This window comes from Halolactibacillus sp. JCM 19043 (genome assembly GCF_001310395.1).
Lineage (GTDB): Bacteria > Bacillota > Bacilli > Bacillales > Amphibacillaceae > Halolactibacillus > Halolactibacillus miurensis.
Window position 1 is genome coordinate 1 of record NZ_BAXD01000013.1, and the last position, 25636, is coordinate 25636.

Genomic DNA, 25636 nt, shown 5'->3' on the forward strand with positions numbered 1-25636 from the left:
TAATTATTTTGTCAATTCGATTTTTGACTCTTTGTGCGCTAGGATTAAAAGATAAATGATTTTACTTTCATCCCTTTTCTATCTTATAATATAGGAGAATTAATAAAGTTAGTGTTCACTTACATTTAAATATACCCGACTCTCTATTTTTAAAACATATTAAATAAGAGTCAGACAATTAATTTATTTAAGTAATAAGGAGAAAAAGGAGAATGACGATGACGCAAACTGCACTTACACTTGATCACGTGTCTTTTCATATAGATGATGTAGCTATTATTAAAGACATTTCTGGTACGATTGAAGCTGGCAAAATTACAGCTTTCGTTGGTCCATCTGGCGCTGGAAAATCCACCTTATTCCGATTAATCAATCAATTAAAAACCCACACAAAAGGAACCATTACTTTTAATAATGAAGATGTTAAAACAATACATCCGATGATCTTAAGAAAAAACATCGGCATTGTCTTACAAGAAGGCGTCATGACACCGGGGACAGTGTATGACAATTTAGCTTTACCTCGTCAGTTACAGAATGACACATTGAGCGAAGACGACGCGCTGTCTTTTTTACTAAAGGTTGGTTTAGAAGAACGCTTCTTACACAAAAAAGCGAAGGAGCTCTCAGGCGGTCAAAAACAAAAAGTATCGATTGCCCGCACATTAGTCAATCAACCCGAGGTTTTATTAATGGATGAGATCACCTCTTCATTAGACCAAGTCTCCACCCAAGCAATCGAAACATTAATTAAACAGCTTAACAAAGAGGATCATCAGACGATTCTGTGGATCACACATAATATTGACCAAGCCAAACGGTTAAGCGACAATACATGGGTATTAATTGACGGTAAATGCCGTTACCAAGGACCAACAAATCAATTAGATGAAGCAACCGATCAAAGGGTCATCGACTTTTTAGAAGGAGGCGATCAATCATGACTTACTTTACTCTGTCACTGACATTACTATTCGTTCTGATTCCACTCTTACTGGCTTACTATTTAAAGTTAGGCATTGAAAAAGATATTCTTGTGGCGACCGCGCGCTCAGTTATTCAGCTACTGATTGTCGGTTACTTACTACAGTTTATCTTTGACCAGGATTCTCCTATCTTTATGATGCTTATGGTAGGCTTAATTATTTTTGCGGCCACCCATAATGCCAGAAAAAAAGGGATCAATTACAAAGGCATCACGTGGAAGTTGATCTTAACGTATACAACAATTGAACTGCTGACACAAGCCATCTTAATTGGTTTAAATATTACCCCCGCGACACCTCAATATGTCATTCCCATCAGCGGAATGGTTGTCGGCAATGCGATGGTTTTATCGATTCTGTTCCTCAATCGATTAACATCTGAAGTTGAGGATAAACAAGATGAAATTGAACTCATTCTCTCACTCGGCGGTTCGACAAAACAAGCGATTCACAGGCAACTGCTCACGTCAATTAAAGCGAGTACCGTGCCAACGATTGAGAAACAAAAAACGATGGGACTCGTTCAGTTACCTGGGATGATGAGTGGTCAAATCATTGCTGGTGCGGACCCGATTCAAGCCGTTCAGTTTCAACTATTAATTCTATTTATTTTACTCACAACAGCGATTTTAACGAGTATTATGTTAGGTTTCTTATCCTATCCAACCTTATTTACAGAACAAATGCAGTTAAAACAAACGTTTAAATAAAGAAACAGCGACACCAAGCATCTCTTGGTGTCGCTGTTTTCTTTACAGATTATTTAATTTGAGTGTGCTTACTCCATCGTATTAAGCGCTTCGACCATTTGTTCATAATTAACGGCTCCAAGGGCCACGTACTGAATGATACCGTTTGAATCAACATAAAGGATGTCGGTACCGGTTGAATACCGTAACGAGACGAGACGGCCAACTCTTCATCTAAAAGCACTTGAAATGACAAGCCAAATTCATCGATAAATTCCGTGACATCACTTACGCTAGACTCCGTTGGCGTTAAGTTAACCGCTAGGATTTCAACATCGTTTTCTTGGTAAAACTTCTCCATGTCAGGCATTTCCGCACGGCACGGTGGACACCAAGTGCCCCAGAAATTAACCATGATCCGTTGGCCACGATAATCAGATAGTGTCACCGTCTCACCATTTGTTGATGACAACGTAAAGTCAGGTGCCAGGTTACCGACACTTGTCCCTACTGATGGACCGCGTCAGTTTGATCACTGGCCTCATCACTTTCTTCAAGTGATCCGTCGCCTTCTACTATATCAAAGTCTTCACTTGTCCCGTCATCACCAAATGGATCAACAAATTCATATAAGCTATATCCAAACATCAACAATAATAAGGCCGCAATGATTATTTTTTTCATTCACCTTTCTCCTTTCATTATCCTAGATTTTCAAACCATGTGTCTTCGACAAGGCGCAATAACCAATTTGATAATCGTGCAAGTTCTCCCGTAAACAGCAGTAACCCAAACATGATAATCAATATGCCGCCGACTTTCGTCAGCTTTTCACTGTACTTCACTAACCAGCGCTGTGAGCCTAAGAAAAAGGTAAAGAGCAAAAACGGTAAGCTAAAGCCAATAATATAGACAACAGTATATAGCGCTCCCGCTGCTGGACTAGTCGCCGCTAAAATAAGGATGGAGCAAAAATCGGGCCGATACATGGTGTCCATCCGGCGGAAAAACCAATCCCAACAAAGAAGCTACCAAATAAACCCGCCGGCTTATTTTTAATCCGCATCCGACGTTCTTGCATAAGGAACGGAATCTTCGCCCATCCACCGACAACTAAGCCAATAAGTACGAGGAAGATCCCCGCTATTCGTTGAACGAACAAGCCGGTATCCCCGGTTAATAAAGTTTGTAGCCATTCACCTAAAAATGAGACCGATAAACCAAGGCTTAAAAATACCGTCGACATTCCTAGTAAAAAGAACACCGCATGCAGCAGTAAACGTCCTTGTAATTTCATGTCTCTTTTTTCATTTAAATCTTTCACACTAACGCCGGTAATATAGGATAAATATGCCGGAAAAATTGGCAAGGTACAAGGTGACATAAAAGATAGAATACCTGCGGAAAGCGCAAGCCATAGTGTAACATCAGTTGCTGGTTGCATTGTTTACCTACTTTCTGTTGTGTGTGTTTGTGACCATACGAGTGTGCCTATCAATAGAAAACCAAGAACAAGATAGTAGCTCCCGTTAACGTAAAAGCTAAAAAACGGAACTGTTTCAATAAAGTATAAACCAAATGACGTCACACTGTAAAAAGCTATCAAGCCAATGAGTTTAGGTAAAGCAAGCTGGGTTTTCGTTAGCAACACTAACAGCAGTAACGTGATAAATAATAAACCCAGTTGGTAGATTGATACGTGATAAGTCGTGACGGTTAATGTTAAAAATAATTGAACAAATTGACTCCCTACGATGAAACGGAAAAGGCTATCCATGAACGGATGATGACGGATTGCTTCTTTATTGAGAGACCAAGCCAGTACACCTACGACACCGACGAGAGCTAAATAAAGGGCGCTTGAACCACTTGGATAAGCTAATACCGCAACGGGGTCGTCAATAAATAACGGCAGGTTAAGTATCACTTTCGCTACAATAGTAAAGATCATCGTATATAACACACCGTCTAGTATTTTATTGCTATGTATTTTTTTTAATGCCTTATCATGTGGACTGGTATAATAAAAGAACAGTGCACCACCGAGCAAACCTAAAATTGTCACAATCAGTGTTGCTTTTATTACGAGCGGTCCTAGTAATATGGCTTCTGGTAACATGTTGCTTCCCCCTTTATAAACCTTATCGTATAGTATTATACCTTATATGGTATTAAGTTGACACTTATTTGCCCACAAAAATAAGACGCCCCTCTTTATCAGATAGCTACAGATAAAAAGGGGCATCTTCATCATTCGTTATTTAATTTGGTCAATCGCACCAATTAAAATATCTTCCACTTCTTTTGCCAGTTCTTCTAGTTTAGTATCTTCTAGCATGCTCGCTTGCGTAGATGGTCGCGGCATACCGATGTGTGTTTTTCCGTCCGCTTCGAAAATCGTTACTTTACATGGTAAAAACATGTGCGCAAGTGGGTTTTGGTCAATTAACTTTTTAGCATGCTTTGGATTACATACTTCAAACTCGTATGACTGCGTGTGATGATCCACACCTTTTTTCTGCATAATCGCCGTTAAATCAAGCTCACCTAAAATCCCGAATTGTATGGTCGGAACGACCTCATATAAAGCATCCTTTAATTCAGCTGCTGATTTTTCTGATGTGACAACATAATGATACATCGAATCCATCACTCCTTCTCATATTTTAACGTTAATATACCTATACCCCTTGCGGTCCCTGATAAAACATCATACCACCCGTTAAATTGGTGACGTCATACCCTTGACTTTCTAAAAACTGTACCGCACTTTGACTTCTTGCTCCAGATAAACAGACGATATAATAGGGCGTAGTTTTCTCTAAATCACTTAAGCGATATGGAATCTGACCTAACGGAATGTTGATAGCACCTGGAATTTTCCCGTCTAGTAATTCGTATGGTTCACGTACATCAATCACATGTACGTCTTCTTTATTCTCTAATTTCTCAATAATATCATTTATAGCAATAGCTTTCATCGTTTTCTCCTTTGATACACACAACGTGTTATTTTCTACTCTTAATTAATAATTCCATCGCCTCTTGGATGAGTTGATCTTTTTCTTCATCACTTTGCGGGTTGATTAATCATTGTTGTAAATTTTCACTCACGACAAGCCCCATCGTTTTATCAACCGCATTGCGCACAGCGGACATCTGTGTCACAACGTCACGACAAGATTGATCTTCTTCCATCATTTTAATGAGACCTCTAATTTGCCCCTCTACTCGTTTAAGACGATTGGTTAGTTTTTTATCATATTTCATTTTAAACGCTCCTCAACATTTCTCACACTATGCGATTAGTTAACGAGAGACATAATCTTTTCAGGGTCAAACCCAAGCACCCATTCTTCATTCACTATTGTTTGCGGCACTCCCATTTGACCCGTTTGATTCATCACATATTGCATCGCTAATGGGTCTTGTTGGACATTGACATCTGTATATTCAATATTTTGTGCTTCTAAGAAGTTTTTTAACATGACGCAGTAAGGACAAGAATTGGTTGTATAAACAGTGACTTTATTCATTTGATAACCTCCTAATGATTCGTTGTTAATTTGATTATATACCCCTAAGTATCTAGTCAACTGTTTTGTTTTGTTTTTTTATATCCTCTGCGCTAGGCAAGATTCAGACTCCCATCCCAGCCTATCTTTACCACTTTTTTAAACTAACCATCAGCATGAGATAGATAGGCAAGTAAAAAGGGCAAAAAAGAAAAAAGCTAATGTTTGTATCATCGCTTTTTCTTTAGCCCCAAGCTTAATCAGTTAGGATATGCCTTCTAGATGTTGTTGAATACCTGCTATTTGCTTCACAACCTCTTTAGGTGGCAAGGGTTTACTAAAGAGATAACCTTGGATGAGTTGACAGCGTAATTGTTTTAATAACTTTAATTGCGCTTCCGTTTCAACACCTTCAATCACGACACGTAAGTTAAGCGAACGACTCATTTCCACAATGGCTCGAATAATCGCTAAATCATTTGTTTCTTCATCGAGATTTCTTACGAAAGCTCGGTCAATTTTTAATATATCAATCGGGAACTTCTTAATATACGACAACGACGAGTAACCAATACCGAAATCATCCACCGAAATCCGGATGCCGATGGCTTTTAATTCATTCAGTACACGATTGGATAAAGCAATATCTTTCATTAGAATATTCTCTGTCAATTCAAAGACTAAGTGATGTCGATGACACCCGCAATGATTGATAATCGTTTTAACGCGTTCCACAAAATCTTCCTCAATGATTTGACGATATGAAATATTGACAGACACAACTGCTTCTAAACCACTATCTTCCCATAATTTTAATTGCTGACAAGCTTTTTCCATCACCCAATAACCAATCTGAACAATACGTCCGGATTGTTCAGCAATAGGAATAAACTCCGTTGGGCTAACATAACCATATGACGGATGTTTCCATCGTAATAACGATTCGAAACCATAGAGGCGTTCTTCTCTTACATCAACAATCGGCTGATAAAACAGCTCAAACTCTTGGTAATCACTCGCATAATACAAATCATTCTTTAGTTGTAGTTGACGTTTAGATTGTTCGCGTTGGTCAGGGTGATAGTAGTGCGTTTTCACTTCATCATCTAACTGCGCTTCTTTTAGAGCCATCTCTGCTTCGATCATTAATTGATCGATGGACTGATCCTGTGAAATCGAGACCCCAACAGAAATCGTCGTAATCACATCTTTTTCATTTAAATGCCACGGCTCTTCGATTGCCTTAATAACCGTCTGAATGTATTCATCTAATTTCTCTTGTTCATTCGTATTGACAATGAAAGAAAATTCACTTTCACCCGTTCTAGAGAACAGTTGAATGAAGCTATAAGGTGACATTAAATCTGAGAGTTCTTTTAAAATAAACGTCATCGTATCTTCACCGTAGGCGTGTTGGATATGATTGATTTCATCAAAACTAATCATCACTAAACTCGTTGCTAAATGACTTTTTAGTCGATCCTTTAATTTTTGTTTAAAATAGAACCGGTTCGGCAGTTGCGTTAACGGATCAAAGTATAGTGATCGGTTAAGTGCTTGTTCAAATGTTTTGCGTTCGCTAATATCACGGATGTTAAGCAGTAGCTTCTCCTCTAAATCATCATGATCAAAGAAGACAGCCGCATTAACTTCCATTGTCATATCACCATCTAAAGGATGATGAACGTCTAACTCTAATGTATCGCTTTCTTTTGTATTTTTCACTAAGCGCAAGAAACTTTCAAATTGATCACGATAACGCGCAGGGAGCTGCATGAGTAAGCGATACATATGCGGCAGCTCACCAAAGAACTTTTCAGCCGCAGGTGAGATATAATCAATGCCCTCTTTCTCATTGATTAAGACAATCATATCGGTTGAGTGTTCAGAAATTAGCCGATAGACGCGTTCACTTTCTGTAATTTGTTGCATAAAACGAAGTTTTTGCATCGCAATCGCAAACAGTGAGGTATACGATAAGACGGCGGAATCGAGAATCGATAACGTTGTGACATCATCACATACTAAGACGATTAAAATGCCGTAAACTTCCTTCGCTTCAGAATACACCGGCACAGAATACATCGATCGGTAGCCCAACTGTTGGTTAAAGATCGGATCAACTTCTTTTATCGTTACCTTTTGTGCATGAATGACCTGTTTATCTTCACTTAAATACGTCATGAAGCGACCGTCCAATGGTTGCGCATCGAAAAATTCGCGGGTTGGTTTTTTTACATTCTTCGAATAAAATCGAAGCGTGTGAGACGGTTCTGTCAGTCGTAAAAACACTACTTCACCTTCCAAGTGGTGTCTGACCCGATCGATTAAGTACTCGAGCAATTGATGTTCCTCCCTCACTCGAATAATCGCTTCAAACATATCTAATTGATTTTCAATCAGACGTTGTTGTTCTGTTTGATCGGTCACATCTTCTTGAATGACTAAATAATTTTCTAATTGAGACGTTGCACTAAAGATCGGTGACATTTTAATCGCTTGCCAGTAAAATGTCCCATCCTTTTTGACGTTAGGTAATATTGTCGCATATGGCTGTTGATCCTTTATCGCTTCATTTAACCGCTGCTGTTCCAACTCAGGCATCGGCACTTGGTGCATCTTAAGATACTCTCGACCAAACATATCCGTTTCATTAAAGCCGGTAAGGCTTTCAGCCGCGCGATTCATAAAGATAACCGGATGATGTGGTTTATTCGGATTTATTAACACGATCCCTTGTGTGATCTGTTCCATCACATGTTTATAACGGGCATTGATGTGTGAGATTTCCTCTAGTTCACGTTCTTTATTTAAACGTTGATTAAGCGCTTCTTGTTGTTTCATCTCAAGACGATCAACAAGGTAGTAGATGAGGACAGATGTCATTAAAATAAAGAAATAACCTTTCAACGTTTGGACAGACACAACATCAAATAACCTAAAGTCTGTATCTTCTACGAGATAATCAGAAAAGGTGATCCATAAAGCTGAAATAATAAAATAAATTGATGTGATACGTAGTGATGACTTCATTCGATTCACTCCAAACATCATATTAAACCAACAGTGACTTTTAACAAACCGACATAAATCATGTTTAAACTCATGTATAAGTATTCCCTTACCTATCAAACAATAAACGGTCCCTAAGTCACTAGTTTTAATATCGGTCATCCCGATTGTTTACTAAAGCCCAAGCAATTAGGTTGCAGAAGTTCGCCAGACGTGCTTAAATACACATCAGATAATCATTTAATGAGGTGAACCTATGACAACGTTTAATACCATTGATTCTAACGACACTCTTGATGACTTTTTATCAACCGAAGGTGTCTCATTCCTGTACATTTCAAGACCAAATTGCAGCGTCTGTGTGAGTTTACTCCCACAAATTGAAACTGTATTTGAAGATTTCCCACAAGTGAAAACAGCTTATGTTAATCAAGCCAATGTACCAGAGGTGGCGGGTCGCTTTAATATCTTTACCGTACCCGTTTTGATTCTATTTGTGGATGGCAAAGAGTATTTAAGAGAAGCGCGAATCGTACCAATCGAACCGTTCCGCGACAAGGTAAGTAAAATCGTTGACGGCTATTACAATGAATAGAGTCTGTCACAGACTAAAACACCTGACTTCATCACGATGCCAGGTGTTTTAGTTTTGTTTTATGAAACGTTAAAAACCTTAGTCAATTTTAATAAGATCCGTTGGTGAAATCATGCCTTTTAGTTTTTTATGACTTTCACCTGTATCCGTAATAAGAAGCGCATCAATCAGTTTATCTTTTTTCATTGCTTCCATAAAAATGGCCTCCGCTTCAAATACACTCATATCACTCGGAATAAATCGATAATTCGCTTCCTTTATCGCATCTTCCTGTACCAATTCACGCACTTCGGTATGAAATAACTTGCGACAGTCGCCATTCATATGTTGTGCGATAAAATGTAAAATACATTTATCCGTTAAGAGACCGATAAATTGCTTACTTACGTACACTGGGAATTGTGAAAACGTTGTTTCTTTGATGATGTTCAATACTTCTTCAATCGTTAAGTCTGCTTGAATGGACCGCAGTGTTTTACCGAATAAATCAATGACCTTTTTAGGTGCGGTAAGTTCTTGTTCGATTTTTTCAATCAATTCAACAATATCATCATGCGGGTCGGCAATCGTATATTCGTGCCCTGTGCGCCCATGAACAATCGCATTTCTAAGTTCTGAAAACTCCAGTAAATCTTGTTGATAATGACTCACAATCGGATTCGTTTTTCTTAATCGTTGGACCGCGCGGTGAAAAGGAACGTAGCGTGTATCAAGGATTTGTTGATCAAAATATTTCTCAATCTTATTAAAAGCTACAATAAATCGTTCATCATTTCTCATCATAGTCGCCTCATTTCTGCATCTCTTTAGGCCTATTATACACGAAAATAGGACAAATCTATACCAGATGGTCCACTTAAACTACGCGACCAAAATATAACAACCGGTCTATGCATTAAAGGTGCCTTTACGATAATTTGAAACGATTCACCTTATCTGTTAACTCTTTTGAGAGCGTTGTCAATTCAAGGCCCACTGTTGTTATTTGACTCATAGACTGCACGGCTTCTTCACTCGAAGCCGCTGTTTCTTCAACACCCGCGGCTGACTGCTCTGTTAGTGATGCGACTTCTTCAATGGACTGTTGCATGTTTATTGTGCCGTTCTCTAATGATAGTAATTGATCAGCTACTTGTTGCAGCGAACGCGAGACACGATGATAAGCTTGGTCCATGTTTAAGAATATCGCTTTCGTCTCATTAATTTGAGCGGAGCCTGTTTCTACTTCTCTATACCCGCGTTTTAGCCCTGTTGTCACTGTTTGGGTCTCAGATTGAATCGTCTCGGTAATGGTTGTAATCTGATGGATAGAAGAAGAGACTTCTTCTGCTAGTTTTCTTACTTCATCTGCGACAACGGCAAAACCTTTACCGTGTTCACCCGCACGGGCCGCTTCAATGGCCGCATTTAACGCTAATAAATTTGTTTGTTCTGCGATACTCTGAATCACATCAACTAACTTTGTGATTTTCTCTGTTTCAGTATTTAACTCCTCCACACCGACTACCGCCGCTCTGACGACTTTCTCAACCGCTTGCATCTGCTTGACACTTTGTTCCATTGAATCAGCACCCTTAGCTGTTAAATCAATGACCGTTTCGGCTTCTTTTGTAGAGGCCGTTGTTTCATGTGTCATGTCGTTGACGGCCACTAAGAAACGTTCCATGGACTCGTTGAGTTCTTGAGCATGTTGTGCTTGGTTTTCTGCCCCACTCGATAATTCGGTCATTGTTTCGGCAATCTGCTCACTACCTTCTTTCACTTGTAGGGAGGATGTCGTGAGGACGTTGATTTGGTCCATAACACCTTTAGCGGTCTCTTTAATGTCATAAATAACCGCCGTAACATCTCTTTGCATAACTGCCATCTGTCTTGATAGTTCTCCAATTTCATCACGGCGCTTTTTAAATAATGGCTGTTGTGTCAAGTCCCCAGTCGCCATGGCTTTCATGCGTTTGGTCACAACTTTAAGTGGTACTGTAATCGAGCGCCCTAAAATTGTACTTGTCACTAATGAAAAGATCGCCGCCACAGCGACAACAATATAAATCATCCATTTGCTGTTATGAAAGACCGTCTGTGTGTCACTATATAAGTCAGTGACAGCCGCTTGATTCATGTCCATCAACTGTTCTAAATAATCACTTAATGACTCATAAAACATGCCGATATTCATCAGTTCATCTCTTGACGTTTCATAGTCACCCGCTTCAATCATCACCATATGATTATTGACGACACGTTCAAACCTAATCCAATTAGCTTTCGCTTTTTTAAACAACTCTGCTTCTTCTTCTGTTAGGATAGCGCTTTCAAAATTCGTCATGTGTGTCTCTATTTTTGAAAAATTCTCACTTACGACTTCTATGTATGACGGATCTTCATACGTCACCGCCGTTAACATGTTCACTTGCGCATTCTCAGCTAACCGGACCATTTGATTCAAATCTTGCATCGGCTCGATACGTTGTTCGTACATTTCGTCCGAACTTTGTCGTGTTTCTTTTAATGCTTCTATACTCATCCAACCAACAAACCCAAGTAAAACAAGGACGATCATCGCATTCATTAATAATTTCTGAGTAATTTTCACTCGTACCACTCCTAGATATTTTCTCGTTCTTCCTACTTACATTATCGTCACTTGTCCGGATGAATTCAAGTACTTTTTATAAAAACATAACATCTTTATCCGTAAATAGTCCTTAATGCGCTATATTTTTCTCGATTTTAGTTGGAAACATACGCATAGATATAAGTGATTCACCTACTTACATCTACTCTTATACGTATGTTTAATCAAGGGATTAATCACTCAATAATTACTCACACAAAAAGGCGATCCACCGTAACGGATCACCTTTTGTTTATTCTGTTATATTTGTTGCCGTATGCGTTGATAGCTTTTTAAAATAACGGTATAAGACGAAATTAATCACTGCCCCCATTAAGACAATGAATAACAGTGCCACGATAAAGACATCGAATTTACCGAGAGAATAACTATATAGTCCTACCCCAATACTAAGGACGCATTCGAACACAGCTAAAAACAAAAAATAACGATACTTCATATCCACCCTACTTTCAAAAAAAATCAAGCCATAGCTTCGCCAATCACACACATGTAGTATAACATAAGTTTATCATTTTACTGCACTAACACTGCGCTCACAAAGAGTTGAGACGAATGGTTAATACCTCTCGTTTTTGCTATCATGACCTTCTCTTAATTTTTGTGAATAAGTGGATACATAGCCAACATTTCTTCAACGAGAATCAGAATCGTCTCCGTTGACATCAATTGATCTTCTGCATGCATGAAAATTAATGATAACTGGATATCATCGCCTTGAGCCTCTTTTTGGATTAGATCACGATGATACTGATGCGCCTCATTAAAGTAACGTCTAGCTTTTTCTAGCTTCTGTTCTGCCTCTTTAGTTTGTTGCTGTTTTGCATCTTGGAGGGCTAAAATCGCTAAACTTTTAGCACTCCCTGCTTCTGCGATTATGCCAAAAGCTTTTTGTTGTAACTAATCTTTTTCTGTCATAAGGGTCTCCTTTTAGTGCTGTCATGATTGTGTTTCTTTCATTATTTTAGCTCATTTATTCTTTCATGAGCCCGTCTTCTATTAAGTCTAACCCTTGCCTTAATACTTTTTCCCCGTCCATTTCAGCATAATCTTTTGACGAAAGAGACATAACTGGAATGTGTGGATACTTCGCTTTAATTTTTTCTTCCATGTAATGAATTTGTGGACTGATAAGTAGCGCATCAGCTGCATCAGTAAAAGAAGTCAAATCCCCCATACCAGAGGCATGAATCATGACTTCTAACTCTTGTTTCTCTGCAACCCGAATCATTCGATTAACTAACATACTACTAGACATACCAACAGCACATACGAGGACTAAGTGTTTCACACAACATTCCTCCCTTAGGATTTGGTCATAAGCTAAGAAATAGCTTACATAAGACTCTTCCTGTTTTATCTAGTTAGTAAACCTTCATTCTTTTTATAAAGTTAGACGTGAGCGATAGAGATGCCGTGTTGTTTTAACCACGTATGAAGTTGAGGCAACCATGTTTGGGCCGCCATATTGACGTGACTCGCCTCACCCATTGTTGTCTCATCACTAAGGGCCAATCCATGGACGCCCGTTTGATATAAGTGCAACTCATAAGGGACACAGTTAGCTGCTAAGACTCGCGCAAAGGTTAAAACATTCTCGTGTGGGACTAAACCATCTTCAACCGTATGCCAAAGAAACGTTGGAACGGTTTCTGCCGTAATATAAGTAATAGGGCTTTTTTCACGTAACTGATCGTCTGTTGGATGTTCAGTGCCGAAGACATATTGATGAGATGCTTGCCAAAAGTTTTGTAAATCGCTTGATGCCGAAGCATCAACAACACGCATCATTTCCAGATAATCAACAACGGGATAGCCCAAAACAAGACAAGCCGGTTGATATACTGCTTTACTGTGATCTCGCCTTGCCAAAAATGCCTCTGTTTGTCCATAAGTCGCAAACATCGCCGATAAGTGACCACCCGCAGAAAAACCCATGAGAATTATCTTTTTTGTATCCACTAAAAATTGATCAGAGTGCGCGTGAATATATTCAAAGGATGTGGCTAAATCTTCTAGCGCTTGATCGCTGATCATATCTTGATCTGTCTCATTTTTTGTATCACGTGTCGTGTAGCGCAATTGAAACACATGATAACCTAGCCCTAATAAACGCAAAGCAATAGGTTCACCTTCGCGGTCTGACACACCAAAATAACCGCCACCTGGCACAAGAACAACGGCTGGTCGCTTCATGCCCGTTTGAAACTCTTCCTTATCGTCAATAATATAACTGGTCAGTGTCACTTTCGGTGTATGTTCTCTTAAATACTCTGTGATGACTTGCATCTTTTATCTCCTCCTAAGTTAACGCTTACAAAAATAGTATATCAAATCTTTACGTCTTTGCGCGCATTTTATTCAGGAATAACGAACAATTTTATACACTCTTAAGATTATCTTTCGTTTTTTAATAAAAATATTTGACATTATTATTGAAATTCGGTATATTACTTGAGGGATTCGAACAATAATGTTTAACCTACTATAAAATATTCGTCTTTTAGGAGTGTATACAATGGAAAATGTATTTGATTATGAAGATATTCAATTAGTACCAGCGAAGTGTATCGTAGAGTCACGTAGCGAGTGTGACACGTCGGTCACATTAGGTGGCTATACCTTTAAATTACCGGTCGTTCCCGCTAATATGCAAACCATTATCGATGAACGTATTGCCCGTAAGCTTGCGACAGACGGTTACTTTTATATCATGCACCGGTTTGAGCCTGAGACACGCGAAAAATTCATTGAATCGATGCAACGGGATCAATTAATTGCCTCGATCAGTGTCGGTGTAAAACCTGAAGAATATGCTTTTATCGATCAATTAAAAGCTAAAGCGCTCATCCCTGAATTTATCACAATCGATATTGCCCACGGACATTCAGAAGCGGTCATTAAAATGATTCAGTATATTAAACAACAGTTGCCAAAAGCTTTCGTGATTGCCGGAAATGTTGGGACACCTGAAGCTGTGCGTGAACTAGAACACGCCGGAGCAGATGCAACAAAAGTTGGTATTGGTCCAGGGAAAGTATGTATTACTAAAATCAAAACAGGCTTTGGTACGGGTGGTTGGCAGCTAGCGGCGCTTCGTTGGTGTGCAAAAGCCGCAAGTAAACCTGTCATTGCCGATGGTGGTATTAGAACCCACGGCGATATCGCTAAATCAATTCGCTTTGGCGCCTCAATGGTCATGATCGGATCATTATTTGCCGGACACGAAGAATCACCTGGTGAAACCGTTGAAGTGAATGGCAAGCTCTATAAAGAATATTTTGGTTCAGCTTCAGAATATCAAAAGGGTGAGAAAAAGAACGTCGAAGGTAAAAAAATGCACGTAGAATACCGCGGCAAATTGGCTGACACTTTATTAGAAATGGAACAAGACTTACAGTCTAGTATTTCTTATGCGGGTGGAAAGCAGTTAATGGCGATTCGTAATGTAGATTATGTCGTCGTTAAAAATTCTATTTTCAATGGTGATAAAGTGTATTAATGCACTCGATGATGTATCATTATAAACGTAAAGAGCCGCCCTCATGTTTAGGGTGGCTCTTTACATGTTATAACTGGTAGTTAAATAATACCGAATAGACTTAAACCAATCGTGTTAATCGCTAAGTTTGCTCCGGCATGAATGACATACGATGTGAGTATGGACCCGGTCTTTTCATTAATATAATTAAAGAATAACCCAGCGATGACTAAACTGGCAATCAACAAAAGAAATAAGACAGGTGAAAACCACTGTGCCATAATCGCGACATGATACAAACTAAAGACAAAAGCACTTAATGTATAACTCATCCAGCGCGGCCAATAGTTATTTAACGTTAAAAAACCAAACCCTCTAAAAAAACCTTCTTCAATCATCGCATTCACGAGCGGAATGTAGAAAAAGACAAACAAGAAATTATTTTTAGTGATCGCCATGGAGGATGCCAATTGGCCGGTGACCATCGAGAAATCAAACAAATCTTTTAACAAAAGATAGGCGAGTACGATCAATCCGTAAGTCGCGACTGCTAGCACAACGATATGTAATACTTGTTTCCTCTTTAACACAAATATATCGCTCACCTTAACCCATTTAAAATATTGATTCAAGCTTAAGGGCACAAGGATAAATAGAATGATTTTAACGAATGATTTTACCCAATAGTTCGGGGCAAGAAATAAGTCAACGGGCGCCATTAAAATAGGTAAAGTGATAAACAGTATGAGCGCCGTTATGCGCTTATGTCTTGTCATATCCATCATCGTCGCCTCCGACTGACCGCACTATTTTTCGCCCGTAATTTTTCCATCTTCTCATGTATATTTTTTTTACGCTTTGTTGTTTCCACGGTATTTATACCGAGGATCTGAAGCGACTCGTCTGCCACTTCCACATCTAAATAATCTTGCGGCTTTGCCCCCGTTGGCAATTGATCTTTTTTAACGACAAATTGTTTATGCATTGATTCTACTAATATGACCGCTGTATTCAAATCACTGAAACGGTCAATGACAGCTAATGTTTTCATAAGATTCACCTCACACATGCTTTATTTTCTGTTTTAATATCCTTTAATCTTCCCGCCGCAATCCCCTTAATCCGGGTCAATTGATCAACAGAATCAAACGGTCTTAATTTAATCAGTTGGTCTGCCCGTTCCTCACCTATATGAATAATCGTCATGAGTTCCTCTTTTGAGGCGGTATTAATATCGACACACGCGCCACTTTGCACATCTTGTTTATTCGTCGTATCATCAGCTTGTGCATCAGGCGCTGGACTCTGGACAGGTGGTGCAACTGTTGTGTCCTCTTTCGTCTCATTCGTTGAATCGTCCTTTGTCACCACAGGTGTTGTTGGGTAGTCGTTTGCTTCAATGAGCTTGAGTTTTTGCCCATCAGATTGAAACACAACATCACCATGTTGACTCGTTTGATACACATCTACCCCGCCTTGATCAATCGCGCAACGACTTCTTCATGCGGATGACCATAACTATTCTTTTCACTAGCAGAAATAATGACAGCTTCTGGCTTGACCGTTTCTAAAAAGGCCGCTGATGTCGATGTATTCGATCCGTGGTGACCTAATTTTAAAATCTCACTCTGTAACCCCGTACCAAATTGATTGATCATGGTCGCTTCTTCTTTTATACCTGCATCTCCCGTTAATAAAATATCAATCGTACCGTGTGTAACTTTAGTAACGATTGAGTCTTTATTGGCATCATTCGTCTTTGTGATAGGTCCTAAAACATCAATCGCGACATCGCCAAAATCAATTCCATCACCTACTTCAGGTTCATAGTAGACAATATCTTTTTCCATAATAAGATTAATGGTATTCTCAAAAGTTTTTGATGTCGACTCAACGCCGTTCATCCACACTTCATCTACCGTGAGAGCGTCTAGGATAAGTGGCATTTGGCCGATATGATCAGCATCTGAATGTGTAGCGATCATTAAATCTAGGTGCGTCACCCCTCGCCTGTTCAAATAATCAATCACCGCACGCCCATTCCAGTTACCTGCATCAACTAAGACATTTCCTGAAGCTGTTTCAATGAGGATACTGTCCCCTTGACCGACATCAATAAAATGTACCGTCATATTGCCAGATGCTTCGATAGGGTTAGTATCTTCTGTAGACGTTTCACCTGTATCTGTTATATCATCATTCACAGCGGTGTCAGTCGCTGCTTCGTTCTCACTCGATTCATTGTTCACTTCATTTTGGGCTTGATCTGAATCCTCCCCTGCTTGGTCAACATCGGTCCCCAAATCTTCTGTCGCGGCATCATTTGTTCCTTCACTGTCCGATGACTCTAACGTTGCCCCGCAACCTGATAACATAAGCACGATCATCACTAAAGGAAGTAACCATCTTTTCAACATGTCAATCTCCTCACTCTCTATGTATGCCTATATTTTACCATACATTGTCGACTATCTACAGGTGAAAATTTATAGTCAAAGGCCACACACGTCTCTTCATAACCGCCAAGAATATTCCGATATTAAATATGTAGTGTATTTATATTGAGGAGTGATATAAGCATGTTTAAGAAAAAGCCAAAACATCCTGTCAATATCCAAGCAAATGACACAAAAGCTGTCGTAGATGACCTAACAACAAAGTTATCAGAAAAGCGCAACGATTTAGAAACGACACTCGTATCGATCAATGCCTTATTAATTGAGATGACGAGCTTAGACTACATCAAACAAATGATTTTAAGCGTCCGTAATCAAGCTGACCTTATTGAAAGTGTCGCCAGCGGTAGTGAGGAACTCGCCTCTACGACAGAGGAGATTGCTAAACAAACCCAAACCTCAGCCGAAAAGGCAGGCGTAGCTAAAACAACCACGGATAAAAGCTTATCCGACGCCCAAACAGCTTTTAAACAAATGAATAAAGATGTTAGTCGCGTCGGCGAAATTAAAACCGATATGGCCGAAGTGATCAAAGAAGCCGCTCGCATTACTGACATGGTGGATGTGATTAAAGGCGTGGCTGAACAAACCAATTTACTTGCTTTAAACTCATCAATAGAAGCGGCACGTGCGGGTGAACACGGTAAAGGATTCTCTGTTGTGGCCAATGAGATCAAAAAACTCGCCGATTCAACGAAAGTCCAGGTAGCTCAGATTGAATCCATCGTCTCAGAACTCACGAAGAAGATTGATCAAACAAATGATAAAGTAGACGATATTGTTGATGACTTAACGAAAGCCAATGAAAAGATGAGCGAGGCCTTTAATGAACTGGATGGTATTAAAGAAGCCTTTGATTATTTAACCCAAGCATTTACCGAAGTAAGTGCCAATGTAGAAGAACAATCAGCCACAACCGAACAAATGGCGGCTCATCTTGAACAAATTAATGATATCAGCCATCAAATTGAATCAGATACCGAAAGAACAGGTGACGTACTTTATAAAATCTCAGCAACACTGAATACCATTCGGACAGCGATGTATCAACATTTACACGATCTAAACGATCAAACAAAAGCTGACGTATCAATCGCAGACCATTTAATGTGGAAATGGAATATTTACAATATGATCTTAGGTTATGTTACACTAGATGACTCTCAAGTTGGGACTGAAAAAGACTGTCGTCTCGGACAGTGGTTAACTACGTTACCCCAGACCGAGAAATGTCAAGCCGTTAAACAATCGATTTTACCACCACATAAGCGCATACATGACCAAGCGCGTGCAGCCATTAAAAGTTACACTAACCAGCGCATACACGACGCAGAAGAGAGCTTAACACAAATAGAAAAAGATTCACATCTTGTCGTTGATTACATCAAACAGATCAAAGCAAATCTACCCTCATGAGTCATCTAATAGATGCCTATCGACTCAGATTTGATGATCGTTATCTTATTATTTAGCCGGTCATTTTGACCGGTTTTTATATTGACATTCGTGTATAATTAACGTATGGTAGCTTAAGTAAAACATTGCTTAAAAACTTCGGATTTATATAGAAAAAAGGAGGTCATCCTATGGCTAAGCGTCAATTAGCAGTCATTGGTTTAGGCCAATTTGGTCGTGGCGTGACAGATACATTAATCAAGCAAGGACACGATGTGCTTGTGATTGATAAAAAAGAGCGACTGGTTAGCGATTATCAAGCGATTGCCACTCATGCGGTTGTCGCTGATACGACAGAGGAAAACCGCTTAAAAAGTCTCGGTTTAACGAATTTTGATTACGTTATTGTGGCGATTGGTGAAGACATTCAAGCGAGTATTTTAACGACCCTCATCTTAAAAGATATGGGTGTCAAAAACGTCTGGGTAAAAGCGATCAACAAGAACCATTCAAAAATATTAAGTCGGATCGGCGCTGATTATATTATTCAGCCTGAAAAAGATATCGCCAAGCGACTCGTCAATCAATTACTGCATAATCATATTATGGATTTTATTGAACTCTCGGATGATCATAGTATCGTTGAAGTAAAAGTTTCCGACCGTTTAGTCAATCGTTCGATCGAAGCTATTGATTTAAGAGGCCTTTACGGCTTATCACTCATAGGTATTCGTCATAACGGTAAAGTGGATATTAATCCAAGTCCCTACTATCTAATGCAGCCAAAAGATGTCCTCATTATTTTAGGGCGTAACCGGTCGATTCAAAAATTTAAAAAGGTGGAAGTATACGATGAATTTACGCTTAAAGCTAAGAGATAATCCTTTATCACCACCACAAATATTAGCGATGGGTTTCTTTGTGATTATTACGTTAGGGACACTCTTTCTTAAATTACCGATTAGCCGCACGATGCCCCTCTCATGGCTGGACGCTTTCTTTACAGCCACATCAGCCGTTACGGTTACCGGTTTAATTGTTGTTGATACAGGGACAGCGTTTACTACTTTCGGACAAACGGTATTAATGATCCTTATTCAAATTGGCGGCTTAGGCTTTTTAACATTTGCGGTGATGAGTATCTTATTCCTAGGAAAAAAAATCCGTTTAAAAGAAAGACTGTTGATGCAGGAAGCGTTAAATCAAAATTCAATGGGCGGGATCATCCGTCTGATTCGAACCCTTTTCTATTTTGCGGTGACGATGGAACTGATCGCAACAGCGCTGTTAAGCATCCGGTGGATTCCAGAGTTTGGCGTCGGGCGCGGGATATTTATTAGCCTCTTTCACGCGATCTCATCATTTAATAATGCGGGTTTTAGTCTCTTTAGTGATAGCTTATCTCACTATGTCGCAGACCCACTGATCAATATCGTGATAACCTTCTATTCGTCTCAGGTGGGATTGGTTTTACTGTTATTTATGAGCTCATGCATAAAAGAAAATGGCGAACATGGACGTTACATACGAAAGTCATGTTACTCGGGACATTTCTTATTAATGTCTTCGCCGTGCTTAGCTTTTTTATTTTAGAAGTTAATAATCCCAATACCATTGGTGATCTTTCGCTTGACGGACAGATTTGGGGGAGCTTTTTCCAAGGGTTAACCCCTCGTACAGCAGGTTTTAACTCATTGGATTACAGTCAAATGAATCCAAGTACGCTCATGCTGACAATCTTTTTAATGTTTATTGGTGGCGGGAGTGCCTCGACAGCTTCAGGTATTAAGGTGACGACGTTAATTATTATTATCCTTGCGGTGGTTGCTTATCTCCGTGGTAATAGCCAAGTATTTGCCTTTAGACAACGCATTGATACGGAAGTCGTTATCCGGTCATTATCCATCATTGTTATTAGTTTCTTTATCGTTTTCATTGCGATATTTATTTTAGCAGTAACGGAAGACTTACCGATGATGAGCGTGGTGTTTGAAGCTTTTTCAGCCTTTGGTACCGTCGGCCTATCTACCGGGATCACCGACCAGTTATCTGTGATTGGTAAACCTGTGATTATGCTCCTCATGTTTATCGGTCGTGTGGGACCTTTAACGATTGCCTTTTCACTTGCACGCTCTCAACCACCTCGGATTTCCTATCCGAAGGGTGAAATCTTCACCGGTTGATTATGTCTGTTCCTACCTTTATATTTCGTATAATTGTGTTATGTGTATAATCACTCCAAGCAAAAGCGCCTAAGACTTGTGTCTTAGACGCTTTTCTTTACGTTGATTAAGCATGATCGGTTGGATTAAGCCAATTAATTAAGTAATCTTCACTAAATAAATCATCCGGATAGTGAATCATACCGGTGTCACCATCTTCATATAGCCACTGCACAAATTCATTCAAAGCTTCAAAATATGGGCCATATAAGAATTCAAAACTAACCGTTTCTTTTGGCATGCGGTTTTCTTCACAAAGTTTTGGATCTAAATAATTCACATACGTTCGGCATGGAATCGGACGGGCTTCATATGCCATACAGCTATTCGTTGTTAAATCAAGCAGCGGGCAAGGTAAATCAAGGGTACGGTATTTTCTTTTAAAGTCAGGATCGTCTTTAAAGTCAATCGTGCGCGCTTGTTTTAACTTAACCTCATGATTGACTTGATAACGTGATAAATGTTTAAGAATCGCTTCTTTTCTCTCTGTTGGATAGCGGTCGATCACTTGTTTGATTAACTTCGCTTCTAATCCCGTCACAATAATCGGGAAGTAGCAACAAAACGCACAGCCCATAAAACATGTGGGTCTCTCGTCCATGATTTCATCCATCTTGTTCATTTCAACACTGACTTGATTTAATAAACCTCTAAACGATTCATTCAACTTTTTCTCAACGGATACATCCTGTTCATCCCAATGTTCAATGATTTGATAAAACACCGCTTCATCAATCGCGTAAGTCTCACTTAACTGATTAATTTTTTCCATTAAGCGGTCATATGTTAATTCGGTCACTGTCGACACCTCAGTTTTCTTGTCATTATTTTAATCGTTGTCTTCAACTCTTAGATTTTAACATACCCTGTTCTCTTCCGCTATTAGACACAAAAAATCCATGAGAGAAAAATTAAATTTTTACTTGCCCCTCACGTAACGTTACCCTTTATAGTAGAGAACAAGGAGGTTCTGAAGATGAAAATTCAAGAAGTAAGTACATTAACGGGTCTAACAAAGCGCACCTTGCATCACTATGATAAGATTGGCTTGTTGTCGCCGGCAAAATGTCATCAATCTGGTTATCGAGATTATTCAGACGATGATTTAAATCAGCTACAGTCCATTCTTTTTTATAAAACCCTCGGTCTATCCCTCACTGATATTAAGCGAATCCTTGAGGGCGATCATGACCGATTAACCACACTTGAAAAACAAAAACAAGCTTTAATGAAAAAACACACACAATTAACAGAGATGATTAAAACAATCGATCAAACAATCTTACATGAGAAAGAAGGAAAACATATGTCAAACGAAGAAAAGTTTAAAGGATTTGATTTCAACAACACCGAGTATGACGAGGAAGCCACCCAATTATACGGAAAAGAAGCTGTACTTACCGCTAAAGCCAACGTAAAAAATGGAAAGGTGAGTCAGGAACAGATGCATGACAGTTTTAAACACTTAGCCACACTTCGTCACCTTGCGCCGACAAGTGAGGAAGCTCAAAGCGGTATAAAAGTGTGGGTCGATCAATTAAACCGTATCTACCCATATACAAAAGACATGTTAATTGGTGTCGCTCAACTTTATACGATGGATGAACGCTTCACAGAAAACATGGATCAATATGGTGAGGGCTTAGCCCAATTTATGCAAGAAGCGATGATCTATTACGCCGAACACCAGCTTAAGTAAAAATAGCACACAAAAAGCGTAAGGACAACGGATGAGTCCTTACGTTTTTTGGTGTGCTTGATTTAAAACATCTCGTGATATACACTTTCGGCCCTCTTTTACAGGATTGAATCTAAGAAAGCTTTCGTTCGTTCTTCTTTAGGCTGGTCAAAAATTTGATCCGGCTTACCTTCTTCGACAATCCGGCCTTCGTTCATGTACACGACCCAGTCGCCTACTTCACGAGCAAAGCCCATCTCATGGGTCACAACCACCATCGTCATACCCTCTTCCCCTAGCTCTTTCATTGTTTCAAGAACTTCTCCGACAAGTTCAGGGTCAAGCGCAGACGTTGGTTCATCAAATAACATAATGTCCGGCTGCATGGCGAGTGCGCGCGCAATTGCGACCCGTTGTTTTTGTCCTCCTGATAAGCGTGATGGATACACATCATATTTATCACCAAGACCCACTTTATCTAACAGCCGTTTCCCTTCTTTGATCGCTTCTTTTTTTGATAAACCTTTCACTTGAATCGGCGCTTCAATCACATTGCCTAAGACGGTTTTATGTGGGAATAAGTTAAAATGTTGAAATACCATGCCGACTTTTTGTCTCACTTTATTTAAGTCATGCGTATCCGCTTCGACTTGTTCGCCTTCTATTATGATCTTGCCATCATCTTTAAATTCCAAAAAGTTGAGACAACGTAATAACGTACTTTTACCGGAGCCACTGGCGCCGATTAAAACGACCACATCACTCTCGTTTACTTTTAAATCGATATCATATAAGACGTGTAAATCACCAAATGATTTATTTAATTTTTCTACTCGAATCATTTCTCTTGGTTCTGTCATCCTAATTCCCTCCTTAATCACTCACCGCTAATTTTTTCTCTAATTGATTCACTGCAATCGTTAAAATCAAGACAATAAGTAAGTAATAAATCGCAACGGTAAAGAAATAAGGCAAGTAATTAAATGAATTCGACCCCATCGTATTCGACACCCCAAACAGCTCTTGTAAGCCAATAAATGAGGCAAGTGATGAATCTTTGATCCCAATAATAAATTGATTACCTAACGACGGTACCGCACGACGAAAAGCTTGTGGCAATACAATCCGGCGCATCGTAAGTGAGCGGTTCATCCCAAGTGAACGGGCCGCTTCTGTTTGACCTTTGGTGATGGATTGAATCGCCCCGCGAATGATCTCCGCAATATAGGCCCTGAGTGGAAGGCTAAACCAATACTGGCTGCCCAGAATTCTGGAATGAGCCAAATTTCAGCTAAGCCATAGAATAGTATAAAGATTTGGACGATTAACGGGGTTCCGCGCACAATCCAAATATATAAATCCGCAATAATTTCTAACACTTTAATCCGTGATATTTTCAGCATCGCGAAGAATAACCCGATCACAATCGCAATCAGTAATGATACAACGGACAATCTAAGCGTAAGCCAAAGACCTTCCATGAAAACATCAAAACTACCTGTAAAGATAGAAAAAAACTCTCCCAACTTGACCGCTCCTTCTCTCTAATGAAAGCTTTATTCGATATTATGTAGCGCATAAACAGAGTAAAGACGTGGTCACGCAATAAGCGTGACCTACTCTCTTATTCAGACGCCCCTTCTGGTTCAACCGTAATATCGACGCCGATCCATTCTTCTGCGAGTGCTTTCAGCTCTCCTGATTCTTTCATTTCTTGTAAGATTGCATTAATTTCTTCCGTTAATTCTGGATTGTCTTTATTAACAGCAACCCCTTGTTCACTGACACCTAAATAGAACGCTTCTTCAATTTCAAGTCCGTTATCAATCGCCGCATTACCAGTGACGTCATCGGTAATAACCGCATCATAATTCCCGTTTGAAAGCGTCTGTAAGGCCACAACATCACTGTCTAGTTGCGGGATATCATCGGTATACCCTTCTGCAATACTAATGTACGTTGTCCCACGCGCAACCGCGATCTTTTTACCTTCTAAGTCGGCTTCTGTCTCAATATCACTACCCGGTTGTACCCAAACAACAGGTCCAGAATAATAATAAGGTTCACTAAAATCAACTTGTTCTAAACGCTCTTCTGTGATGGTATGGCTTGCGACCGCAATATCATAACGTCCTTCACTTACACCCGTCACAATACCTGAGAATTTCGCACGTTTTGGATTAGGTTCTAAACCTAACTTCTCCGCAATCGCCTTCCCAACAGCTACATCATATCCGACCATATCCGTGCCTTCCATATAACTAAATGGTTTAAACTCACCTGATGCCGCAAAGGTTAGCTTTCCTGGTTCTACTAAACCAAAACTTGTCTCACTATCACCTGCACCGTCAGCGTCTGAATCAGATGCTGTATCATCTTCTCCACAAGCAACGAGTGTAAGCATTAGACCTAACAATAGTATACCTATTAACTTTTTCATGAATAATCGTCTCCCTTGTACTTTTTTTATCTCGTTCAACCGAAATAAGTATAGGTGATTCCTTTAATCATGGCTTAAAAGCAAAATTTTGCTCAACCTGTTCCCGCATCCTCCTCTCTTCTTTTAGTACTTATTACTGTTCGCTCGACCCGAAACAGTTCACCCTATACTACCCTTACCCGAGAGAGAAAAACCTTAAACGCCTTTTTATGCTTTTCTGGTATGAATCATTATAGTTTCATATCAAAATCGCCAAATTACCAATAATGAATGCGATTACATTTTTTATTAAAAAACATTAAAAAACCTCCGACTCAATAAAGAATCGGAGGTTTTACTGGTTAATAAATTAACCAGAGATTATTTGCGGCGCAACACACGTTGCCACATACAACGTTATAAACGTGTGCGTCTTATGCAAATCAGCTCATCGCTCTATTACTATAGCACGGTTGTGATTGAAATGCTAGCTTTTTATTTGAAGAAATTATAGAAAGATAATCCCTTGATCGTCTTAGAGCGAGAAGACACT

28 protein-coding genes and 3 pseudogenes are annotated in these 25636 nt (G+C 39.5%); 8 read left to right on the forward strand and 23 right to left on the reverse strand.

Annotated elements, in window-relative coordinates; all coding sequences use genetic code 11:
• Window positions 1–218: 218 nt before the first annotated feature.
• Together JCM19043_RS07850 and fetB are read left to right on the forward strand one after the other, a co-directional pair.
• Entirely contained in the window at window positions 219–944 is a 726-nt protein-coding gene (locus JCM19043_RS07850) for an ATP-binding cassette domain-containing protein (RefSeq protein ID WP_231631459.1), read from the forward strand.
• Window positions 941–1696 carry an iron export ABC transporter permease subunit FetB gene (fetB, locus tag JCM19043_RS07855; protein WP_062321473.1) on the forward strand — a complete coding sequence of 252 codons (756 nt, stop codon included), beginning with the start codon at window positions 941–943 and terminating at the stop codon, window positions 1694–1696. Before JCM19043_RS07850 ends, fetB begins: the two co-directional genes overlap by 4 nt.
• Window positions 1697–1745: 49 nt before the next feature.
• Here fetB and JCM19043_RS17530 read toward each other — a convergent pair whose 3' ends face one another.
• From JCM19043_RS17530 to JCM19043_RS07895, 9 genes and pseudogenes are all read right to left on the reverse strand, one after another.
• Window positions 1746–2147: a TlpA disulfide reductase family protein gene (locus JCM19043_RS17530; RefSeq protein WP_231631460.1), complete on the reverse strand. Its 402-nt coding sequence runs from the start codon at window positions 2145–2147 to the stop codon at window positions 1746–1748.
• Between the two features lie 35 nt (window positions 2148–2182).
• Window positions 2183–2359, reverse strand: coding sequence for a hypothetical protein (locus tag JCM19043_RS17535; protein ID WP_231631461.1), 177 nt, complete (start codon window positions 2357–2359; stop codon window positions 2183–2185).
• A 17-nt stretch (window positions 2360–2376) separates the two neighbouring features.
• A pseudogene (locus JCM19043_RS07865) lies at window positions 2377–3044 on the reverse strand (cytochrome c biogenesis CcdA family protein).
• A 78-nt stretch (window positions 3045–3122) separates the two neighbouring features.
• Window positions 3123–3794 (reverse strand): hypothetical protein, encoded by a 672-nt coding sequence (locus JCM19043_RS07870; RefSeq protein ID WP_062321475.1) that lies wholly within the window; start codon window positions 3792–3794, stop codon window positions 3123–3125.
• 138 nt (window positions 3795–3932) lie between these two features.
• Entirely contained in the window at window positions 3933–4316 is a 384-nt protein-coding gene (locus JCM19043_RS07875) for a DUF302 domain-containing protein (protein ID WP_062321477.1), read from the reverse strand.
• Between the two features lie 40 nt (window positions 4317–4356).
• Window positions 4357–4656 (reverse strand): rhodanese-like domain-containing protein, encoded by a 300-nt coding sequence (locus tag JCM19043_RS07880; protein WP_062321479.1) that lies wholly within the window; start codon window positions 4654–4656, stop codon window positions 4357–4359.
• Between the two features lie 109 nt (window positions 4657–4765).
• Window positions 4766–4945, reverse strand: a complete 180-nt coding sequence (locus JCM19043_RS07885; protein ID WP_307725268.1) for a metal-sensing transcriptional repressor — start codon at window positions 4943–4945, stop codon at window positions 4766–4768.
• 35 nt (window positions 4946–4980) lie between these two features.
• Complete coding sequence (locus JCM19043_RS07890) at window positions 4981–5211, reverse strand: glutaredoxin domain-containing protein (protein ID WP_062321481.1); 231 nt, start codon at window positions 5209–5211, stop codon at window positions 4981–4983.
• 243 nt (window positions 5212–5454) lie between these two features.
• Window positions 5455–8223 carry an EAL domain-containing protein gene (locus JCM19043_RS07895; RefSeq protein WP_062321483.1) on the reverse strand — a complete coding sequence of 923 codons (2769 nt, stop codon included), beginning with the start codon at window positions 8221–8223 and terminating at the stop codon, window positions 5455–5457.
• Between the two features lie 235 nt (window positions 8224–8458).
• Here JCM19043_RS07895 and JCM19043_RS07900 point away from each other — a divergent pair, with 235 nt between their 5' ends.
• Window positions 8459–8797, forward strand: coding sequence for a thioredoxin family protein (locus JCM19043_RS07900; RefSeq protein WP_062321485.1), 339 nt, complete (start codon window positions 8459–8461; stop codon window positions 8795–8797).
• A 78-nt stretch (window positions 8798–8875) separates the two neighbouring features.
• On the opposite strand, the gene JCM19043_RS07905 is transcribed toward JCM19043_RS07900, so the two are convergent.
• The 6 genes from JCM19043_RS07905 to JCM19043_RS07925 all read right to left on the reverse strand — a co-directional run bounded on the left by JCM19043_RS07905 (window position 8876) and on the right by JCM19043_RS07925 (window position 13721).
• Window positions 8876–9577 carry a CBS domain-containing protein gene (locus JCM19043_RS07905; protein ID WP_062321488.1) on the reverse strand — a complete coding sequence of 234 codons (702 nt, stop codon included), beginning with the start codon at window positions 9575–9577 and terminating at the stop codon, window positions 8876–8878.
• A 127-nt stretch (window positions 9578–9704) separates the two neighbouring features.
• Window positions 9705–11390, reverse strand: coding sequence for a methyl-accepting chemotaxis protein (locus JCM19043_RS07910; protein ID WP_062321490.1), 1686 nt, complete (start codon window positions 11388–11390; stop codon window positions 9705–9707).
• Between the two features lie 274 nt (window positions 11391–11664).
• Window positions 11665–11871, reverse strand: coding sequence for a hypothetical protein (locus JCM19043_RS07915; RefSeq protein WP_062321492.1), 207 nt, complete (start codon window positions 11869–11871; stop codon window positions 11665–11667).
• Between the two features lie 155 nt (window positions 11872–12026).
• Window positions 12027–12311, reverse strand: coding sequence for a PTS lactose/cellobiose transporter subunit IIA (locus tag JCM19043_RS16015; RefSeq protein ID WP_255349950.1), 285 nt, complete (start codon window positions 12309–12311; stop codon window positions 12027–12029).
• A 94-nt stretch (window positions 12312–12405) separates the two neighbouring features.
• On the reverse strand, window positions 12406–12723 hold the full coding sequence (locus JCM19043_RS07920; protein ID WP_062321494.1) for a PTS sugar transporter subunit IIB: 318 nt from the start codon (window positions 12721–12723) through the stop codon (window positions 12406–12408).
• A gap of 101 nt (window positions 12724–12824) precedes the next feature.
• Window positions 12825–13721 (reverse strand): alpha/beta hydrolase, encoded by an 897-nt coding sequence (locus tag JCM19043_RS07925; protein WP_062321496.1) that lies wholly within the window; start codon window positions 13719–13721, stop codon window positions 12825–12827.
• Window positions 13722–13950: 229 nt separating this feature from the next.
• Here JCM19043_RS07925 and guaC point away from each other — a divergent pair, with 229 nt between their 5' ends.
• The gene (gene guaC / locus JCM19043_RS07930) at window positions 13951–14934 is read left to right on the forward strand and encodes a GMP reductase (RefSeq protein WP_062321497.1); all 984 of its coding nucleotides are present in this window, start codon (window positions 13951–13953) and stop codon (window positions 14932–14934) included.
• Window positions 14935–15014: 80 nt separating this feature from the next.
• On the opposite strand, the gene JCM19043_RS07935 is transcribed toward guaC, so the two are convergent.
• From JCM19043_RS07935 to JCM19043_RS07950, 4 genes are read right to left on the reverse strand one after another with little or no spacing between them, the layout of a single operon-like run.
• On the reverse strand, window positions 15015–15695 hold the full coding sequence (locus JCM19043_RS07935; RefSeq protein WP_231631462.1) for a CPBP family intramembrane glutamic endopeptidase: 681 nt from the start codon (window positions 15693–15695) through the stop codon (window positions 15015–15017).
• Window positions 15695–15964 carry a DUF3006 domain-containing protein gene (locus tag JCM19043_RS07940; RefSeq protein WP_062321500.1) on the reverse strand — a complete coding sequence of 90 codons (270 nt, stop codon included), beginning with the start codon at window positions 15962–15964 and terminating at the stop codon, window positions 15695–15697. Before JCM19043_RS07940 ends, JCM19043_RS07935 begins: the two co-directional genes overlap by 1 nt.
• 5 nt (window positions 15965–15969) lie before the next feature.
• On the reverse strand, window positions 15970–16377 hold the full coding sequence (locus JCM19043_RS16880; RefSeq protein WP_062321502.1) for a helix-hairpin-helix domain-containing protein: 408 nt from the start codon (window positions 16375–16377) through the stop codon (window positions 15970–15972).
• Window positions 16378–16379: 2 nt separating this feature from the next.
• On the reverse strand, window positions 16380–17327 hold the full coding sequence (locus JCM19043_RS07950) for a ComEC/Rec2 family competence protein (RefSeq protein WP_197274786.1): 948 nt from the start codon (window positions 17325–17327) through the stop codon (window positions 16380–16382).
• Window positions 17328–17492: 165 nt separating this feature from the next.
• Between JCM19043_RS07950 and JCM19043_RS07955 the strand changes: the two genes are divergently transcribed.
• The 3 genes and pseudogenes from JCM19043_RS07955 (at window position 17493) to JCM19043_RS07965 (ending at window position 20947) form a co-directional block, all read left to right on the forward strand.
• The gene (locus JCM19043_RS07955) at window positions 17493–18785 is read left to right on the forward strand and encodes a methyl-accepting chemotaxis protein (protein WP_062321506.1); all 1293 of its coding nucleotides are present in this window, start codon (window positions 17493–17495) and stop codon (window positions 18783–18785) included.
• Between the two features lie 170 nt (window positions 18786–18955).
• On the forward strand, window positions 18956–19645 hold the full coding sequence (locus JCM19043_RS07960) for a TrkA family potassium uptake protein (protein WP_062321508.1): 690 nt from the start codon (window positions 18956–18958) through the stop codon (window positions 19643–19645).
• Window positions 19617–20947: pseudogene (locus JCM19043_RS07965) on the forward strand (TrkH family potassium uptake protein). The gene JCM19043_RS07960 and the pseudogene JCM19043_RS07965 overlap by 29 nt, the downstream one beginning before the upstream one ends.
• Before the next feature lie 106 nt (window positions 20948–21053).
• On the opposite strand, the gene JCM19043_RS07970 reads toward JCM19043_RS07965, so the two are convergent.
• Window positions 21054–21785 carry a YkgJ family cysteine cluster protein gene (locus JCM19043_RS07970; RefSeq protein ID WP_231631463.1) on the reverse strand — a complete coding sequence of 244 codons (732 nt, stop codon included), beginning with the start codon at window positions 21783–21785 and terminating at the stop codon, window positions 21054–21056.
• 177 nt (window positions 21786–21962) lie between these two features.
• Between JCM19043_RS07970 and JCM19043_RS07975 the strand changes: the two genes are divergently transcribed.
• Window positions 21963–22685: a MerR family transcriptional regulator gene (locus JCM19043_RS07975; protein WP_062321510.1), complete on the forward strand. Its 723-nt coding sequence runs from the start codon at window positions 21963–21965 to the stop codon at window positions 22683–22685.
• Window positions 22686–22783: 98 nt separating this feature from the next.
• Here the strand turns inward: JCM19043_RS07975 and JCM19043_RS07980 are convergent, their stop codons facing one another.
• The 3 genes and pseudogenes from JCM19043_RS07980 to JCM19043_RS07990 form a co-directional block, all read right to left on the reverse strand.
• Window positions 22784–23524 carry an amino acid ABC transporter ATP-binding protein gene (locus JCM19043_RS07980; protein ID WP_062321512.1) on the reverse strand — a complete coding sequence of 247 codons (741 nt, stop codon included), beginning with the start codon at window positions 23522–23524 and terminating at the stop codon, window positions 22784–22786.
• 13 nt (window positions 23525–23537) lie between these two features.
• Window positions 23538–24145: pseudogene (locus JCM19043_RS07985) on the reverse strand (amino acid ABC transporter permease).
• Between the two features lie 143 nt (window positions 24146–24288).
• Window positions 24289–25104 (reverse strand): transporter substrate-binding domain-containing protein, encoded by an 816-nt coding sequence (locus tag JCM19043_RS07990; protein ID WP_062321514.1) that lies wholly within the window; start codon window positions 25102–25104, stop codon window positions 24289–24291.
• Window positions 25105–25636: the final 532 nt, after the last annotated feature.